General features: G+C 57.3%; 14 protein-coding genes and 1 tRNA gene. 7 read left to right on the top strand and 8 right to left on the bottom strand.

Going from position 1 to position 16,312, the window contains the following annotated elements; genetic code table 11:
* Positions 1 to 753: 753 nt before the first annotated feature.
* The 5 genes from nqrF to F451_RS0115720 all read right to left on the bottom strand — a co-directional run bounded on the left by nqrF (position 754) and on the right by F451_RS0115720 (position 5,348).
* Positions 754 to 1,977 carry an NADH:ubiquinone reductase (Na(+)-transporting) subunit F gene (gene nqrF, locus F451_RS0115735; protein WP_020682351.1) on the bottom strand — a complete coding sequence of 408 codons (1,224 nt, stop codon included), beginning with the start codon at positions 1,975 to 1,977 and terminating at the stop codon, positions 754 to 756.
* 179 nt (positions 1,978 to 2,156) lie between these two features.
* On the bottom strand, positions 2,157 to 2,486 hold the full coding sequence (locus tag F451_RS28455) for a DUF3141 domain-containing protein (RefSeq protein ID WP_276202605.1): 330 nt from the start codon (positions 2,484 to 2,486) through the stop codon (positions 2,157 to 2,159).
* Positions 2,482 to 2,844 carry an NfeD family protein gene (locus F451_RS0115730; RefSeq protein ID WP_020682350.1) on the bottom strand — a complete coding sequence of 121 codons (363 nt, stop codon included), beginning with the start codon at positions 2,842 to 2,844 and terminating at the stop codon, positions 2,482 to 2,484. Before F451_RS0115730 ends, F451_RS28455 begins: the two co-directional genes overlap by 5 nt.
* 94 nt (positions 2,845 to 2,938) lie before the next feature.
* On the bottom strand, positions 2,939 to 4,369 hold the full coding sequence (locus F451_RS25720) for a heavy metal sensor histidine kinase (RefSeq protein ID WP_020682349.1): 1,431 nt from the start codon (positions 4,367 to 4,369) through the stop codon (positions 2,939 to 2,941).
* Positions 4,370 to 4,649: 280 nt separating this feature from the next.
* Complete coding sequence (locus tag F451_RS0115720) at positions 4,650 to 5,348, bottom strand: heavy metal response regulator transcription factor (protein WP_020682348.1); 699 nt, start codon at positions 5,346 to 5,348, stop codon at positions 4,650 to 4,652.
* A 159-nt stretch (positions 5,349 to 5,507) separates the two neighbouring features.
* Between F451_RS0115720 and F451_RS0115715 the strand changes: the two genes are divergently transcribed.
* The 3 genes from F451_RS0115715 to F451_RS0115705 are packed head-to-tail and all read left to right on the top strand — an operon-like array spanning position 5,508 to position 8,661.
* The gene (locus tag F451_RS0115715) at positions 5,508 to 6,053 is read left to right on the top strand and encodes a cupredoxin domain-containing protein (RefSeq protein WP_020682347.1); all 546 of its coding nucleotides are present in this window, start codon (positions 5,508 to 5,510) and stop codon (positions 6,051 to 6,053) included.
* 36 nt (positions 6,054 to 6,089) lie between these two features.
* On the top strand, positions 6,090 to 7,919 hold the full coding sequence (locus F451_RS0115710; protein ID WP_240476498.1) for a copper resistance system multicopper oxidase: 1,830 nt from the start codon (positions 6,090 to 6,092) through the stop codon (positions 7,917 to 7,919).
* A gap of 13 nt (positions 7,920 to 7,932) precedes the next feature.
* Positions 7,933 to 8,661, top strand: a complete 729-nt coding sequence (locus F451_RS0115705; protein ID WP_020682345.1) for a copper resistance protein B — start codon at positions 7,933 to 7,935, stop codon at positions 8,659 to 8,661.
* 159 nt (positions 8,662 to 8,820) lie between these two features.
* Here the strand turns inward: F451_RS0115705 and F451_RS0115700 are convergent, their stop codons facing one another.
* A complete protein-coding gene (locus tag F451_RS0115700; protein WP_026291811.1) occupies positions 8,821 to 9,684 on the bottom strand; it encodes a YicC/YloC family endoribonuclease in 864 nt (287 codons plus the stop codon).
* Between the two features lie 105 nt (positions 9,685 to 9,789).
* On the opposite strand from F451_RS0115700, the gene rph reads away from it, so the two are divergent.
* Positions 9,790 to 10,560 (top strand): ribonuclease PH, encoded by a 771-nt coding sequence (gene rph, locus F451_RS0115695; RefSeq protein WP_020682343.1) that lies wholly within the window; start codon positions 9,790 to 9,792, stop codon positions 10,558 to 10,560.
* A gap of 115 nt (positions 10,561 to 10,675) precedes the next feature.
* On the opposite strand, the gene F451_RS0115690 is transcribed toward rph, so the two are convergent.
* Entirely contained in the window at positions 10,676 to 11,446 is a 771-nt protein-coding gene (locus tag F451_RS0115690; RefSeq protein WP_020682342.1) for an exodeoxyribonuclease III, read from the bottom strand.
* 167 nt (positions 11,447 to 11,613) lie between these two features.
* Between F451_RS0115690 and pyrE the strand changes: the two genes are divergently transcribed.
* Together pyrE and F451_RS0115680 are read left to right on the top strand one after the other, a co-directional pair.
* Entirely contained in the window at positions 11,614 to 12,261 is a 648-nt protein-coding gene (gene pyrE, locus F451_RS0115685) for an orotate phosphoribosyltransferase (protein ID WP_020682341.1), read from the top strand.
* Positions 12,262 to 12,335: 74 nt separating this feature from the next.
* Positions 12,336 to 12,411 (top strand) — tRNA-Phe (locus F451_RS0115680).
* A gap of 348 nt (positions 12,412 to 12,759) precedes the next feature.
* On the opposite strand, the gene F451_RS0115675 is transcribed toward F451_RS0115680, so the two are convergent.
* Positions 12,760 to 13,995 carry an MFS transporter gene (locus F451_RS0115675; RefSeq protein ID WP_020682340.1) on the bottom strand — a complete coding sequence of 412 codons (1,236 nt, stop codon included), beginning with the start codon at positions 13,993 to 13,995 and terminating at the stop codon, positions 12,760 to 12,762.
* Positions 13,996 to 14,126: 131 nt separating this feature from the next.
* Here F451_RS0115675 and F451_RS0115670 point away from each other — a divergent pair, with 131 nt between their 5' ends.
* The gene (locus tag F451_RS0115670) at positions 14,127 to 14,984 is read left to right on the top strand and encodes a LysR family transcriptional regulator (protein WP_020682339.1); all 858 of its coding nucleotides are present in this window, start codon (positions 14,127 to 14,129) and stop codon (positions 14,982 to 14,984) included.
* Positions 14,985 to 16,312 lie beyond the last annotated feature (1,328 nt).

Raw genomic sequence — 16,312 nt, 5'->3', positions numbered from 1 at the left:
AGCAGACAGGGGTCTTTTTTCTCTACCGGGACAATCCCCATCTCTTTTACAAAGTTTCGTGTGAAGGGTGGAAAATTGACTCTTATTTTTTCTGTTAGCTTTATATGGCGGGGGGGTTTGAAAGCCGTAGGATGAAGTATAAGCTCAATGTCCTCCCGACCAATTCGCTCCGCAAGTTGCTTCAGCCCACCAAGATGATCAATATGGCCATGCGAAAGACTCTGGTTTAAAATAACTATTTAGTGGAGAGTAACGATATGCCAATCATTGCCAGTCTGTTGCCTTTAACTCTATTTTTGGTGCTTGGTTACGTGGTTCTATACTGTTCCCTCCGATCTGAGGGCGCGACAGCTGTCTTCGGAAAAATATTGGCTATTTGGGTGTTTATACTTGCTCTTGCTTTTCCCTTGGCAGCTACCTATATGTCCATTACCGGATTTTCTCCCATGGAAGAACATATGCGTAGCATGGAAGAATATAGGCGTAACCTATACGAGCAGGAATCACACAGGCAGGAATAAATTGGCAGCACCGCCAAGGTTAAGTAGGACTATAATCGCCAGTCAATTCCTTTGACCGTTCGCGTACAGGCCCCGGCATGTCTTCGAAGCTGCGTCGCGATTCCGGCTCGCGCGGTAAGCCAGAGACTCATTGGGATTTATTCGCAGGTCCCTAGCTGTCTTCCAGCGTAGTTGCTCGTTCCTGCATCGGCCAATCGACCGGCCTATAACTTGATTCGGCTTAACATCTGCCTTAAGCGCCGAAGTCGTCATAGCGGATGTTTTCCGGGTCGACCCCCAGGCTGTCCAGAAGCAAAGTCACAGCTTTGATCATGACCGGAGGCCCGCAGAGATAGTACTCGCAGTCTTCCGGATTGGGGTGATCGGCCAGGTAGTGATCATGGAGCACTTGATGGATAAAGCCGATATCGCCCTGCCACTGGTCTTCCGGGAGCGGTTCCGAGAGCGCCACGTGCCAGCTGAAGTTGTCATGTTCCTGCTGCAAGCGGTCGAAATCTTCGACGTAGAAGAGCTCTCGACGATGCCGCGCTCCGTACCAGAAACTGATCTTGCGCCCAGAGTCGAGCCGCTTGAGCTGATCGAAAATATGCGAACGCATCGGTGCCATGCCGGCACCGCCACCCACAAATATCATTTCGCTGTCGTTTTCGGTGGCGAAAAACTGACCATAGGGGCCGGAAACCTCGACCTCGTCCCCGGGAACCAGACTGAACAGGTAAGACGACACTGAGCCGGGCGGAATCGCGTCGAACGCTTCGAGCGGCGGAATCGCAAGACGTACGACCAGCATGGCAATACCTTTTTCGTCGACATAGTTGGCGAGCGAATAGGCTCGGGTCTTCGTTTTCGTGGATTTCGCCGCCAGCGCCCAAAGACCGAGTCGGTCCCATTCGCTGCGGTACTCGGGCGCTATGTCGAAATCGCGGTAGCGGACATCGAATTCCGGACTCGTCACCTGAATAAAGGCACCGGCGCGAAAGTCTATCGACTCGCCCGGCGGCAATTCGAGGATCAACTCCTTCATCAGGGTTCCGACGCAACGACTGGATTGCAGCCGGCAACACCAGTGGCCAACACCAAACACCTCGTCCGGTACCTGGATATCGAGGTCGTCGTGTACCGTCAACTGGCATGCCAGTCGCTTTCCGGCGGCGATCTCTCCGACATTGAGCACGGAGCTCTCGGCAGGCAACACCGCACTGCGTCCTGCCAGCACCTGCACCTTGCACTGGCCACAGATCCCCTTGCCGCCACAGGCCGATGAGAGTCGAATATCCTCGTGCTCCAGCACCCCCAGCAACTTGCCCCCCACGGGTGTACGAAAAGATCGCTTGCCATTGACCCTGACGGTGACTCCACCCGACGGAATCAATTTCGACCGAGCAATCAATATCGCCAGTACCAGCGTCATGACGATACCGGTAAAAAATACGACCCCTAGAAAAATCTCAAACATTTGGCCTATACAATCTCGACAATTATCCCTCTTCTTCTTGAATTTAAACGGAACCGTTTATAACCTCAGGATCTTACGATATAGACCAGCTCTATATATCTCCTGCGCCCGATTCAACATCCAAAAAACTGTAGTCGCCGAGAAGTGTTTAAACAACCTGCAAGCATTCGACAATACACTCAAGGTGCTGCGCTCAGACGAAATAACCGGCGATGACAAGCCCGCTCAGCACCAGACTGCCGGATATGACGGCACTCAGTGCGTTCCCGCTCAACCACGCCCCCACCCGCAGTCGGGGTCACCGGTCGGATTGACGATCTACATTTCGTAGAGACCGGCTGCAGTGATTCGAATTCGCCCACGCTTTCCAGGATCGCACGGTGCTCAAGCCGCGCGACCATGGCAGAAACGAAGATCCCGAGATGCCCGACATGGGGGTTGAGCAGATAAACGATGCGTTGGCCGGCGGCGCCATCTGCATGGCCTCGTGCTCTTCCAGCGCAATTAATTTTTCATTGCCACATTGGCGGGTTCGGCCATTGGTCTCACTTTCAATATCAACCCGTCGATGCCTGTCACCTGTACCCTGTCGCCGGTTTGCAGCGCGGCCATAGACTCGGCTTCCCAGATTTCGTTACCGACCTCGATGCGCCAATGGTCTCCCTCTGCCCCGACGACGGTTCCGATACTGCACAGCATTGCTTCGGTACCGGTGACGACGGGCTGGCGCATGGCCTTGATAATAAGTACGTACATCGCCAGCGACAGCAGAAAGATCAGCGCATAAGCGGGAACCGCCATACTCAGTGGCCAAAGAAGAAATACCGCCAGTCCGAAAACCGGCAGGAACAGAATCAGATGGCACATATGCCTCTACCTCCCAGAAATTAGAGTGCAATACGGGCCCTTCATTCCGAGTAATGTTCGGTCAGAATGCCTTGCGTTGATCCGGATCAACCGTTCAGCTGTTCATCTCGCTACTCCAGCGAGGCGGGATGACATTCCCGCCGGGTCCGGGCTGCTGTCGGGGTAAGCGGATGATGAAACGGGTGCAGTCGGTATCGGACTCGCAGGCCAGGGTGCCGCCATGCATGACGACAATGGCGCGGCTGATCGCCAGCCCGAGGCCCGCATGGGGATTCTGCCCGCCACGGCGAGCAGGATCGAGCCGGTAAAAGCGGTCGAAAATACGCTCGACCTGGTCCTCGGGGATACGGTCGCCAACGTTGCTGACGGTGACCCCAACGCCACCTTCGTTGGCGCCGATATCGACCCGCACCGCTTTACCCGGGTAGCTGTGCCGAATGGCATTGGAGAGCAGATTAGACAGCGCCCGCCGCAGCATCGATGGATCACCGCAGATCTTGCCCTGTCCGGTGCAGCTCAGACGCACGTCCTTTTCGTCCGCCAGCAGTTCGTAGTAGTCGAACAGTTGCACCACCAGCTTATGCAGATCGATGGGAATAGACGCCGGCGCTATCAGGGCATTGTCGGATTTGGCGATGAACAGCATCTCCTCGACCAGCTTCGTCATGCGCTGCAGCTCCTCGAGATTGGAGTAGAGCGCCTCGCGATATTCACCGGCATCCCGTGTTTTAGCCAGCACCACTTCGGTATGGGTAATCAGGTTGCTGATCGGCGTACGCAGCTCGTGGGCGAGATCGGACGAGAAATTGGACAGCCGCATAAAGTCGTCTTCGAGGCGGTCCAGCATCGAATTGAAGGTTTCTGCCAGCCCCCGAAGCTCCAACGGCACATCACTGACGGCCACCCGTTCTTTCAGCGAGCGGGACGATATCGACGCCATCAGGGCGGTGACCGCCCGTACCGGCCCCAAGCCATGGCGCGCAACCAGCCAGCCCAGTCCCCAGCTGCCCAGGCCACAGAGCCCGAAGGCGATCCAGAACCAGCGCTGTGCCGAGTGAAGATACTGTTGATGGGGCGTGCCGTCCAGCCAGAGCTCAACGACGACGTTGCCATTGCCGTCCTGCAACGCCAGCGTGCGGCTCAGGCCGTGGTAGAGCCGCTCCCCCTGCCGCCATTCCGGCAGCCGTTCACGATCGTTCGCAGTTATAGGCGCAGCAAAGCCGTCAGCGTCGCCTAACTGCAGCCAGATCGTATTCCCCGGGCCCCGGACCGTTACCAGCAAGCGCTCGTGATGACCAAACAGGACGTCGAATTCGACCGCCCTGCGTTCGAACTGCGAACGGTTGGAGACCCCTTCCAGCAGCTTGGCGGCCCCCTGCAGCTTGCTCTCCAGTTCCTGCCGGTCGAGCGCTCGAAAATGCATCAGGCTGAGTTGCTTGAAGACGATACCGGTGACCAGCAGCACCGAGAGCACCGCCAGTGCGAACAGCAGGCTCAGACGCGAGGTTAGCGAAAGGTGGTTCATCGAGGGAACCTCCGAACAAGTCCCAGTTGTCCTCTGCAGGTCCTGAAGCGTGTAGCTGCAAGTGATGCGGCACTCCGACGCAGTGTGCAGGGAATACCCAAACTTACGGGCACTTTGGCCTTCGTCCTTTCCAAGCGCTGCAACGCAGTAGATGTATGCGTCAGGGCCCGCCCTACGGGGCTTCCAGCGCACCCCTGACTCCGTGTTGCAGCTTCTCGCCAGGCCCCGGCATGCCTTCGAATCTGCGCCTTGTGTCCGGGATGCGCTGGAAGCCAGAGACTCATTGGGACTTATTCGCAGGTTCCCAAGGCACCTCGAGCACGTAACCCATGCCCCGCACCGTCTGGATCAACTTCGGCGAGAAGCCGTCGTCGACCTTGCTGCGCAGACGACGGATCGCCACTTCGATAACGTTGGTATCACTGTCGAAATTCATGTCCCAGACCTGGGAGGCAATGAGCGACTTCGAGAGCACTTCGCCGCGCCGGCGCAGCAGCAGCTCCAGCAGAGCGTATTCCTTGGCAGTGAGCTCGATTCGCTTGCCGCCCCGAACCACCCGACGCTTGATGATATCGACGTCGAGGTCCGCTATCTGTAGCCGGGTCTGCGCCGGTGCGGCACTGTGGCGACGCAGTACCGAGCGCACCCGGGCAAGCAGCTCGGAGAAGGCGAAGGGCTTGATCAGATAGTCATCAGCCCCCAGTTCCAGCCCCTTGACCCTGTCCTCGACGCCGTCACGCGCGGTGAGATAAATCACCGGCAGGCTGAAACCGCGCGAGCGCAACGTTTGCAGCACCTCCCAGCCGTCAAGCCCCGGCATCATCACGTCGAGAATCAACAGGCTGTAGTGATCGGTCATAACCTGCTGTAGCGTATCAACGCCATTATTGGTCAGGTCCACCAAAAAGCCGGCTTCGGTCAGCCCTTTCTGTAAATAGGTGCCGATTTTGGGTTCATCTTCGGCCAGTAGTATTTTCATGACAATTGACAGTGTTGTGGCAAGCGCCCCATTCTGCCTCTAAGCGCCAGTGGCTCGCCAGTTCCTGCGCCGAAGCTGACAGAAATGTAATCTTGGCGTAAGCCTGATGTCAGCGCCAGGCGAGTAAACTGGTTTTATCGCAATCAAGGAGACATTGCCATGAGATTCACCACGTCCATCGCGCTGGCGCTTGCGCTGGCCACTTCCGCTCCTCTGGCGATCGCCGCTGAAGGTCACGGCCATGCCCACCATGGCAGCAGCCCCATCGGCCAGCCTGGGACGGCTGCAGAGGCAACGCGAACCGTTGAAGTCACGCTGTACGATATGTATTACGAGCCCGAGTCAATTGCCGTCAAGTCCGGGGAAACGGTTCGCTTCGTGATCAAAAATTCCGGCGAGCTGCTGCACGAGTTTAATATCGGCACCGCCGCGATGCACGAAAAGCACCAGGCCCAGATGCAACTGATGATGGACCACGGCATGCTGACGCCGACCGGCGTCAATCACGAAATGGCCCACATGGATCACAGCGCGATGCCCGGCATGGAGGGACTGGCTCACCAGGACCCGAACAGCGTGCTGGTCGAGCCGGGTGCGACGGTGGAACTGGCCTGGACCTTCCCTGGCGACGCACAGCTGGAGTTCGCCTGCAATATGCCCGGCCATTATGGCGCTGGCATGGTTGGCGAAATCACGCTGGACTGACCCGGACTGGGCATAAACGAACTTCTGGACACTGACATGCTAATGAGCTGTATCAAGAAGGCCGTGCCACTACTGGCAGGCCTTTGGTCCCTGGGCGCCCTGGCGGGCACCTATAACCTGGTGATCGGCGAGCAGCCGCTCGAGATCGACGGCCAGGCCAAGACCGCAATGACCATCAACGGCGGCATCCCGGGACCAACGTTGCGTTTCAAGGAAGGCGAAGACGTCACCATTAATGTCACCAACAATCTCGATGTCGATTCGTCGATTCACTGGCACGGCCTGCTGCTGCCCTACACCCAGGACGGCGTGCCGGGTATCAGTTACCCCGGCATCCGGCCCGGCGAAACATTCACCTACCGTTTTCCGATCGTGCAGGCCGGTACCTACTGGTACCACAGTCATTCCGGCTTTCAGGAGCAGGAGGGCGTCTATGGTGCAATCGCGATCGAGCCTGCGAAACGGGAACCCTTCCGGTACGACCGGGAATACGTGGTCATGCTGTCCGACTGGTCGGCCGAAACCGGCGAGCAGATATTCTCCAACCTCAAGGGCCAGAGTGACTATTACAACTACAGCCAGCAGACCCTGGGCGGCTTTCTCGACGACGTAAAGCGCAATGGTTTCACCGCCACCCTGCGGGATCGCCTCGACTGGGGCAGCATGCGCATGATGCCGACCGATATCGCCGACGTATCCGGATACAGTTTCCTGGTCAACGGCAAGTCGACCGACGACAACTGGACCGGGCTGTTCGAACCGGGTGAGCGCGTCAGGCTGCGCTTTATCAACGGCTCGGCGATGACCTACTTTGATGTCCGCATTCCCGGCCTGAAAATGACCGTGGTCCAGGCCGATGGCAACAACGTGCAACCGGTCAGCGTCGACGAGTTCCGTATCGCCGTGGCTGAAACCTATGACGTGATCGTGCAGCCAAAACATGAACGGGCCTTTTCGGTCCTCGCCGAGAGCGTCGACCGCTCAGGATTCGCCCGCGGCACCCTGGCGCCACGCGATGGCATGAAACTGGCGCTGCCGGATCTGCGCGAACGCCCGCTGCTGACCATGGCCGATATGAGCATGGCCAGCATGGGCGGCATGGATCACGGCTCAATGGATCATTCCGCCATGGGTCACGCTTCGGCACAGCCGCAGGCGATGGATCATGCCGCCATGGGTCACGCTCCGGCACAGCCGCAGGCGATGGACCACGCTGCCATGGGTCACGCTCCGGCACAGCCGCAGGCGATGGATCATTCCGCCATGGGTCACGCTCCGGCACAGCCGCAGGCGATGGATCATTCCGCCATGGGTCACGCTCCGGCACAGCCGCAGGCGATGGACCATTCCACGATGGCCGGCATGACCGAGACCGATGCCGATTACGCATCGGGTAGCGGTCTGGCACCGTCGGCCGCCAACGGTGGCAAGTTCCTGGCTTACGGCGACCTCAAGGCGATGACCCCGTACGCCGACTACCGCGCACCGGATCGTGAGATCGAGCTGCGTTTGACCGGCAACATGGAACGCTATTTCTGGTCAATCAACGGCACCAAGTTCTCCGACGCCGAACCCATCCGCCTGACTTATGGCGAGCGGGTCCGCCTCAGGTTCGTCAACGACACCATGATGATGCACCCGATGCACCTGCACGGCATGTGGCAGCAGCTCGACAAGGGCAACGGCCGCTTCAACCCGCTGAAGCATGTGGTCAATGTCGCGCCCAACACCACCCTGACGGTGGATGTACCGGTCGATGCGCTCGGCGAATGGGCCTTCCACTGCCACCTGATGTACCACATGGCGTCGGGAATGTTCCGCAAGGTGATCGTCGAACCGCCCGCCACCTCGGCTGCACAGATGTAAGGAAACAGACTCGATGAGCAGATCAATCTACACAAACGCCCAACAGGGCCTGTTCCTTGCCATACTCGGTTTCACGGCATCGATGCCCGTCGCGGCCGACATGCAAGACGATGCGTGGCGCACCAAGTTCGTGCTGGATCGACTCGAGAACCGGCGGGATGATGGCGAGGACCTGCGGGTCTGGGAAGCCCAGCTCAACGTCCGCAGCGACTACCAGGGCATGGCGCTGAAGATAGACGGCGAGCGTCCCGAGGGCGGGCCCACCGAAAGCGCCGAATACCAGCTGCTGTACCAGCGCCTGGTATCGGAGTTCTTCGATGCCCAGTTCGGTGTCCGTTACGACGACCGGCCGGAGCCGTCCCGCACCTACGCGGTCGCAGGCCTGCAGGGGCTGGCGCCCTACTGGTTCGAAATCGACACCAACCTCTACCTGAGTGACGAAGGCGATGTCTCGGCCTCGTTCGAAGCCGAGTACGACCTGCTGCTGACCCAGCGCCTGGTGCTGCAGCCGGCGGCGGAACTCAATGTCGCCTTCAGCGACGACGAGGAGATCGGCGTCGGGTCGGGCCTCAGCAGCGCCGAGCTGGGACTGCGGCTGCGCTATGAGCTGCATCGCAAGTTCGCGCCCTATGTCGGCGTGAACTGGGAGAAGAAGTTCGGCGACACGGCGGACTTTGCCCGAGATGACGGCGAGGATACCGAGTCGACCACATTCCTGCTCGGGGTAAGCGCCTGGTTCTGACCCATGGTGGCCCACGGCGGAAGTCCCGAAGGCCACTTCTCACATTAACGCGACCGGTACTGGACACCGGAACAGTGAGAACAAAAAAGCCCTTAAAAAAAGCCCTTATTAGAAGGGCTCTCAGAGGGATACGAGGTCAGCTAAAAACACTGAAAAACATTACTCGATATTCTGGATCTGCTCGCGCATCTGCTCTATCAGCACCTTTAGCTCGACGGCGCACTGGGTGGTGTCGGCAACGATGGACTTGGACGACAGGGTGTTGGCTTCGCGGTTGAGCTCCTGCATCAGGAAGTCCAGTCGACGGCCCACGGGCTCTTTCTGCTTCAGTACGCGACGTACTTCCTGCACATGGGTGGCGAGTCGGTCGAGTTCCTCGTCAACATCAGCCTTTTGCGCCAGCAGCGCGATCTCCTGCTCGATACGGGCCTCCTCGAGTTCGGCCTGCAGCTCGGTCAGGCGATTACGCAGATTGTCGCGTTGCGCCTGAAGAATTTCAGGCAGGCGTCCGCGTACCTGTACCACCACCTGCTCGATGCTATCCAGGCGCTGCTCGATGAGCTGTGCGAGTTCCGTACCCTCGCGACTGCGACCTTCCGCCAGGTCCTTCAGCGCCTGGCTGAATAGCCCCAGCGCGGCTTTTTTCACCGCGTCCATATCAAGTTCGCTTTCCCGCATGACACCGGGCCAACGCAAGATGTCCAGTGGGTTGAGCGGCTGGCTTTCGGACATCAGGCTTTTCAGATCCTGCGCCGCGGCGATCAGCTGCGCGGCCAGATCCCGGTCGACACTGAGTGACTGCTGCTGGGTTTCCGGTACAAAGCGCAGGGTGCATTCGACCTTGCCGCGACTGAGCGACTTGCGTAACTGCTCGCGCAAGCTGCCTTCAAGTTCGCGCAGACTGTCCGGCAGGCGCAGGTGCGGTTCCAGGTAACGGTGGTTTACCGAGCGAATTTCCCAAACCAGGCTGCCCCATTCGTCCTGGGTCTCCTGGCGGGTAAAGGCCGTCATACTGCGTGTCATGTCGTCCGATCTCGATTAGAATTGGCTGTTCGGATAATCATTCTAACAGCCCGGCTTGCGTCACTACACCGCCGGGCCTCCCAAAGATGAAGGTAACAGATCACAATGAGTTCGAGCATCTCCGACCAGCTGCAGGGCCTGGGACTTAAAAAACTTCGCCCGAGCGGACGCCAGCCTGACCAGATGCGCGATATCAGGATCACGCGCAATTTCACCAAGCATGCGGAAGGCTCGGTGCTGATCGAGTTCGGTGATACCAAGGTACTCTGCACCGCCAGCGTCGATCGCGGCGTACCGCGCTTTCTGCGTGGTAGCGGACAGGGCTGGGTTACAGCGGAATACGGCATGCTGCCCCGCTCCACCAATACCCGTACAGACCGTGAAGCGACACGCGGCAAGCAAGGCGGGCGCACCGTCGAAATCCAGCGCCTGATTGGCCGCTCACTGCGCGCAGCTCTGAATCTGAAGAAGCTGGGCGAGAATACCATCACCATTGACTGCGATGTACTGCAGGCCGACGGTGGCACCCGCACAGCCTCCATCACCGGCGCCTTTGTCGCGCTACAGGATGCCATCAACGTCCTGAAGAAAGACAAGAACGGCGCGATGAAAGGGGACCCTATCCAGCATATGCTGGCAGCGGTGTCGGTAGGCATCTATGAGGGCGTGCCGGTACTGGATCTCGACTACGCCGAAGATTCCAAGGCCCACACCGACATGAACGTCATCATGACGGGCAGCGGCGGCTTTGTTGAAGTTCAGGGTACGGCAGAAGGTGCGACCTACTCGCAGGAAGAACTGAACGCCATGCTCGACCTGGCGCGCAAGGGCATCGGTGAGCTGGTTGAGGCACAGAAAGCGGCCCTGGCCGGTTAAGGACAGCCGCTGTTACCAACAGTGAAGACAAAAAAGGGAGCCTGCGCAGGCTCCCTTTTTTATGTTGCTGCACGTCAAACGTAACCTTACCCGCGAGGGCCGCCACGTTTAAACGCTAGCCGATGTTGTAATCGACAATAACCGGCGCATGCTGAGAGAACTGCTCGTCACGGTAGATGCGCGCGGCTTTGACGCTATTGCGCAGGTTCGCCGTCGTGATCTGGTAATCCAGCCGGGCACCTTCGTTGAGGCTCCAGGCGCGGTTGAAATCCGGCCACCAGCTGTACTGGCGCTCCGCCTTGTTGGCACGGCGGAAAGCATCAACAAAGCCCATGTCATCCAGTACTTCTTCCATCCATTCGCGCTCCTGCGGCAGGAAGCCGGAAACACTCTGGTTGGCGTACCAGTTGCTGAGGTCGATAGGCTTGTGGGCAATGTGGAAAGTGCCGGCGAAGATGAAGTCGCGGCGCTTGCGCAATGTCTTTTTCAGGTGCCCCATGAAGAGCTGCATGTACTCTTCCTTGCGGGCCTGGTCTTCCGGACTTTTCAAGCCAGGCGGAAAAGACATGGAGGCCACACTGACCTTGTCGAAATCCGCCTGAATGAAACGACCGTGGAAGTCACACAGCTCAAAGCCAAGGCCGGTCATGATGGCTTTTGGCAGCTCGCGGGTATAGATGGCCACACCACTGTAACCGTCTTCGAACGCATCGAAGAAAAACGCATGGTAGCCTTTGGGGTGGTAGCGCTCGTCATCGAGCTGGTACTCTTTCGCGCGCAGATTTTGCAGGCACACCACATCGGCGTCCTGGCGAACCATCCATTCGAAAAAACCTCTATCTGTGGCCTGTTCAATACCCTGAGTATTGAAGGTGATGACACGCATGTCTGTTGATCCTGTAAAGCGCGCGAAAAAGCGAATGTCTTGAAATAAAAACGAATTGTATAGCTTAGCGACTGAAATTGAAATTTCTGCAGGCCTTATTCGCCATAGAGCCTGACCAAAGGCGCTGATATCATAGGCGCCGACCAGTTTTTAGTGCGGAGAGCCCAATGCAGGACTACCAGAGAGCCTTTATCGAGTTTGCTATCGAGCGCGGTGTGTTGCGTTTCGGCGAGTTTACACTCAAATCCGGCCGAACCAGCCCCTACTTCTTCAATGCCGGCCTGTTTAACAGCGGTGAAGCACTGGCACGCTTGGGCAAATATTATGCGGCGGCGATCGAAAACGCCGGCATTCCGTTCGATGTGCTCTTCGGACCAGCCTACAAGGGTATCCCGCTGGCGACCACCGCCGCGGTTTCCCTGGCGACCGACTTCCAGCGCGATGTGCCCTACGTCTTCAACCGCAAGGAAGCCAAGGCACACGGCGAAGGCGGCAACCTTGTGGGCGCCGAGCTCAAGGGCCGGATCCTGATTATTGATGATGTCATCACCGCCGGCACCGCGATCCGCGAGGTCATGCAGATTATTGAAAAGGCCGGCGCCACTCCGGCAGGCGTCGTGATTGCGCTTAACCGCATGGAGCGCGGTCAGGGCGAACTGTCTGCCATCCAGGAAGTGGAGCGCGACTACGGCATGCCTGTCGCCAGTATTGTCACCCTGAACGATGTGATTGCCTACCTGCAGGAAAAAGGCGGGATGGAATCCCAGATCGATGCGATTTTGACCTACCGCAAAGAGTATGGCATCGAAGGCTAACCCGCTGATTTAACAATTAATCGCGTTATGGATTGACAGTCTTCGAACATGCGTGTTTAATTGGCCGCCGTTGTGCCCGGATAGCTCAGTCGGTAGAGCAGAGGATTGAAAATCCTCGTGTCGGTGGTTCGATTCCGCCTCCGGGCACCACTCTTACTTAAAAGCCTCGCAGTATTGTGAGGCTTTTTTGTATCCGGACAGACCGCGGTGCGTCATCGAACCCGTTCGATTACTCGCTACATCCATGTAGCTCCCCCTTCGGGTTAGCGTCGCACGCGACGATATGCAAAATGGCTCCCGGCAATTTTGTCCGCCTTCGGCACCACTCTTATTTAAAAGCTTCCAGCACCACGCTTATTTAAAAGCTTCGCCAGTGATAGTGAAGCTTTTTTGTGTCTGGGCGTTGACTCAGGGTTCCATGGGCCCACTGCTCACACCATCCATGGCGTACTTTTTTCAACGGCCTCCTGACAACTCAAACGCCTCCAGTCTGCGCCGTCAGGCTGCATCCGCAAGCTGTGGTGCAACGCTGCCCGCCGCCAGTCGCCTGCCGGAGTAACTGATAAACAGCCCAAGCCCAACCAGGAGCACCGATGTAAGCGTCAGGGCACCATAAACCATCGTGAGTGAACCGGTGACTTCCCGCAGGTAACCTGCCAGCAGGTTGCCAAGCGTTCCACCCAGACCGAACGTCACCATGCATACTCCACTGATCTGCATTGTGGCGGTCGGCCCATAGTGTTGGCTTACCCAGCCCCCGACGACACCCCACATCGGGAAATACATCAGCCCGTACCCGAAACCCGCCAGCAAAGCCCAGCGCGCAGGGTCGAACATGAATGCAATCAGCCCAGCTGCAAAGCCGCTGAAAATCACCGTAAAGGCCACCCCATTCCCCTTGCGATCGGCAAGCTTGCCAATGGCCAAACCCGCGATCATTCCCGTGATGCCAACCGTTGTCCATGTATAGCCACCAAGCGCTGCAGGTAGCCCCAGTTCATCGAGATAGGTATTCAACCAGGTAGAGAACGGCATGGCACTGAAACCCACCAGAAAGCAAATCAGGCAGGCAAAAAAGGCCGTGCGCTCACCAATGATCACTGACAGCAGCCGCAGCGCTGGAATCACCAATGAATCTGCATTCGAACCCGAATGGGTAGCTGAATTAAGGTCTGCAGTCATGTCCGGCGCTAAACCACGTAGCAGGTTCCAGCTCAGCATAAGCGCCAGCACGCCGATTGCACCGGCGATCATCCAGCTGCTTTCCCAGCCAAACAGCGGCACGACAAGCAATATCAGCAGGCCGTTCGCACCATAGCCCCAGGCGGTTCCGCTGGAGGCGCAGGACATGTAGGTCGAACAGCTCGTCTTGCTGGCATAGCGGCTGATTATTTCCACGATAGTGCCCCAGCTGATTGACGCGCTGGCCGCGAGAATGATCAGCGCCAGCGTGATATGCAACGGATCACGCAACTGGGACATGAGAAACAACAGCGCCGTTGTCAGGCTTGTGGTCATCAGTGCCAGACGCACCGTGCCGATACGGTGTCCAATAAGTCCCAGCAGCAGCGCACCGGCCAGATAAGACATCTGCGTCAGTGCTCCAATGGCAGCCAGCTGCCAGTTGGAGATACTGATCGACTCACGCATCAGGGGCAGCAGGGCCGCAAACAGAAAAAGACCAAATCCATGACTCACGACCTGATTCAGGCCAAATATTGCGGCCATGCGCATGCTTCAATCTCCCTTCCAGCCCAAAGGCCCGGCAGTGGCTAATTTGACGAGCCGCCACTTTAACTCCTTGTATTACTTCAGTAAATCGACAAATATTGATAGCCTCGTTCAATATTATTGATAACTGAAAAATGCCCGAATTGCCTATCGGCCTGCTGCGCACTTTTGCAATTACCGCGCAAACTCTTAACCTGACGGCTGCCGCCAGCCAACTGCATCGCTCGCCCTCTGCAATCAGCATGCAACTGAACCGACTTGAGTCTCTGGTCGATACCGAGTTACTGGTCCGCGGGCAGCACGGTGTACGTCTGACCCCTGCGGGCGAACAGCTGCTGGGCCATGCACATCAGTTGCTTAACCTGCACGATCGCATTCTGGGCTCGTTCCACAATGTCGATATCGCCGGAAAAGTGCGTCTTGGCACCCATGATCAATATGCGACACGATCCCTCATCCCGATTCTGGAAGCCTTCGTCCTGTCCTATCCCGAGGCACAGCTGGAGGTTACCTGCGATCACAGGCCACAATATCTGGTATCACTGGTGAACGAAGGCAAGCTGGACCTGGCGCTGGTGGAGATGCCAGCGCAGTCCGAGGGAGGCCTGCGACTGGCCCCCGATGAACTGGTCTGGGTCCGTTCTCAGGCTCACAGCGCCCATGAGCGGGATCCATTGCCCCTGGCCGTCTTCGTTGAAGGCTGCTTCCACAGAGACTCAGCCTGCCTTGCCCTTCAACAAACCGACAAAGCCTACCGGATTGCCTTTATCAGCCAGAGCCGCGCCGGCGTGCTCGCTGCAGTACGAGCGGGCATTGGGGTAGGTATTATCCCTCGCTCAACACTTGAACCTGGCATGATCATTGTAAATACAGGCCTGCCAACCCTGCCAAGAACGGACACTACCCTGTTTGTCGCAGAACGAGCCAATGAAGCCACGCAACGCCTGGCTCAAACCATCAGGGAACATCCTGAATTTTTACCCCAGCAGTAAAACGATTCTCGAGCGCGCAAGAAAGCATGATGGGAACAGCAAACGGGAACCCGGCATTCACTGAGCTGATGCCTGTGAATAACCCGGTGTGCATAAGTACGGGCTCAGATGACAACATGACTGCTCACAAAACCCCTGCAAAAGCCTGTGCATAACCTGATAACAAGTATCGATAAGTAACACCAATGCCCCGTCATTACTGAGGTTCTGTAAACCTGATCAGCGATTGTACCCAAAATTGAAAAAGAGCTGCCCTGACGTTCGGAACCGGTTACCCACAACTCTTTTACTCACAGGAAACGCACAGAAATGAAGGCTTTCAGTTCGCTCACAGTGCGATTCAAAACAGTGCTGCTGTTTCGCTCAATCACCTGTGATGGATAACTCACAACCATGAATACATCCGTTTATAACGGAGTAAGAAATAACTTTTAGAGGCTTTAAAAGCACTTTAGGAGTTTTTCCTATATAGCTTTTCCGGTAAAAGTCCATACTACTTGCATGAGGATTCAGACGGATCTGATGGTCGCAAGGAAGTGATCAGTTCAGGGCAAGGATGCCAAGAACACCTCTCTTTGACACCCCCGAGCCATGGATGGTCAGGGGGCGTTTTTTTATCTGCAGCATAAAATTCAAACACCTTCCAAGCACTCACGTTTTGCATAATCCCCCTCTGCTCCAACCCCAAAATCCGACTGTATATTGCCCCCATGAATTTAGGCCAGCAAACATAATTCAGCCTGTAGTACCAACCTGAGCCGCCGCTACCAACCCACTGAGCCTAGGTGACAAATTTAACGGGCACTGCGCGCTTCCAGCTCCTTTAATCCCCAGGCTAACCGGCATTCTATGCTGGTATGGAGCGCCAGCAATTCATATATAACACTCTGAGCATCCAGTACTGCTGTCAGCCTGTGGCCAAACAAGCCCCCAGCGTCATCCTGACCGCGACTTCCATACAATTGGTGTGCTGACAAAAGCAGTAGAAGCATCGCCCACGCGTTACACCAGAGCGCTGTGATGTACTGATTCCGCGGGAGCAGGGATGCTCGGGAGCGATCACTGCGGACCGGAGTCGCGCACGACCGCCGCAGCGGATAAAAGCGGATGGTATCAGGTACTGTAGGAGCTGCGCCCTCGCAGCGAATGCGTTCAGCCGGCACCGTGCAAAACCGATAGGCTGCTGGGCGCCTCGTACACGAACCGCCCCGCGGGCACCTGAAGACGGGTGGTAAAGAATGAGCGGCCTTATGACTCTCTTGTAGGTTGGGCTTCAGCCCAACAATAGCGACGCTCGTTTCAGGTGTTGGGCTGAAGCCCATATATGG

The sequence above is a fragment of the Marinobacterium rhizophilum DSM 18822 genome, from assembly GCF_000378045.1.
In the GTDB taxonomy this organism is placed as follows: domain Bacteria; phylum Pseudomonadota; class Gammaproteobacteria; order Pseudomonadales; family Balneatricaceae; genus Marinobacterium_A; species Marinobacterium_A rhizophilum.
This window is presented reverse-complemented; position numbering and strand designations above follow the sequence as displayed.

Coding starts and splice junctions, on each gene's coding strand:
- nqrF (WP_020682351.1), bottom strand. CDS start 1,977: ATGTTTGAGATTTTTCTAGGGGTCGTATTTTTTACCGGTATCGTCATG.
- F451_RS0115730 (WP_020682350.1), bottom strand. CDS start 2,844: ATGTGCCATCTGATTCTGTTCCTGCCGGTTTTCGGACTGGCGGTATTT.
- F451_RS25720 (WP_020682349.1), bottom strand. CDS start 4,369: ATGAACCACCTTTCGCTAACCTCGCGTCTGAGCCTGCTGTTCGCACTG.
- F451_RS0115720 (WP_020682348.1), bottom strand. CDS start 5,348: ATGAAAATACTACTGGCCGAAGATGAACCCAAAATCGGCACCTATTTA.
- F451_RS0115715 (WP_020682347.1), top strand. CDS start 5,508: ATGAGATTCACCACGTCCATCGCGCTGGCGCTTGCGCTGGCCACTTCC.
- F451_RS0115710 (WP_240476498.1), top strand. CDS start 6,090: ATGCTAATGAGCTGTATCAAGAAGGCCGTGCCACTACTGGCAGGCCTT.
- F451_RS0115705 (WP_020682345.1), top strand. CDS start 7,933: ATGAGCAGATCAATCTACACAAACGCCCAACAGGGCCTGTTCCTTGCC.
- F451_RS0115700 (WP_026291811.1), bottom strand. CDS start 9,684: ATGACACGCAGTATGACGGCCTTTACCCGCCAGGAGACCCAGGACGAA.
- rph (WP_020682343.1), top strand. CDS start 9,790: ATGAGTTCGAGCATCTCCGACCAGCTGCAGGGCCTGGGACTTAAAAAA.
- F451_RS0115690 (WP_020682342.1), bottom strand. CDS start 11,446: ATGCGTGTCATCACCTTCAATACTCAGGGTATTGAACAGGCCACAGAT.
- pyrE (WP_020682341.1), top strand. CDS start 11,614: ATGCAGGACTACCAGAGAGCCTTTATCGAGTTTGCTATCGAGCGCGGT.
- F451_RS0115675 (WP_020682340.1), bottom strand. CDS start 13,995: ATGCGCATGGCCGCAATATTTGGCCTGAATCAGGTCGTGAGTCATGGA.
- F451_RS0115670 (WP_020682339.1), top strand. CDS start 14,127: ATGCCCGAATTGCCTATCGGCCTGCTGCGCACTTTTGCAATTACCGCG.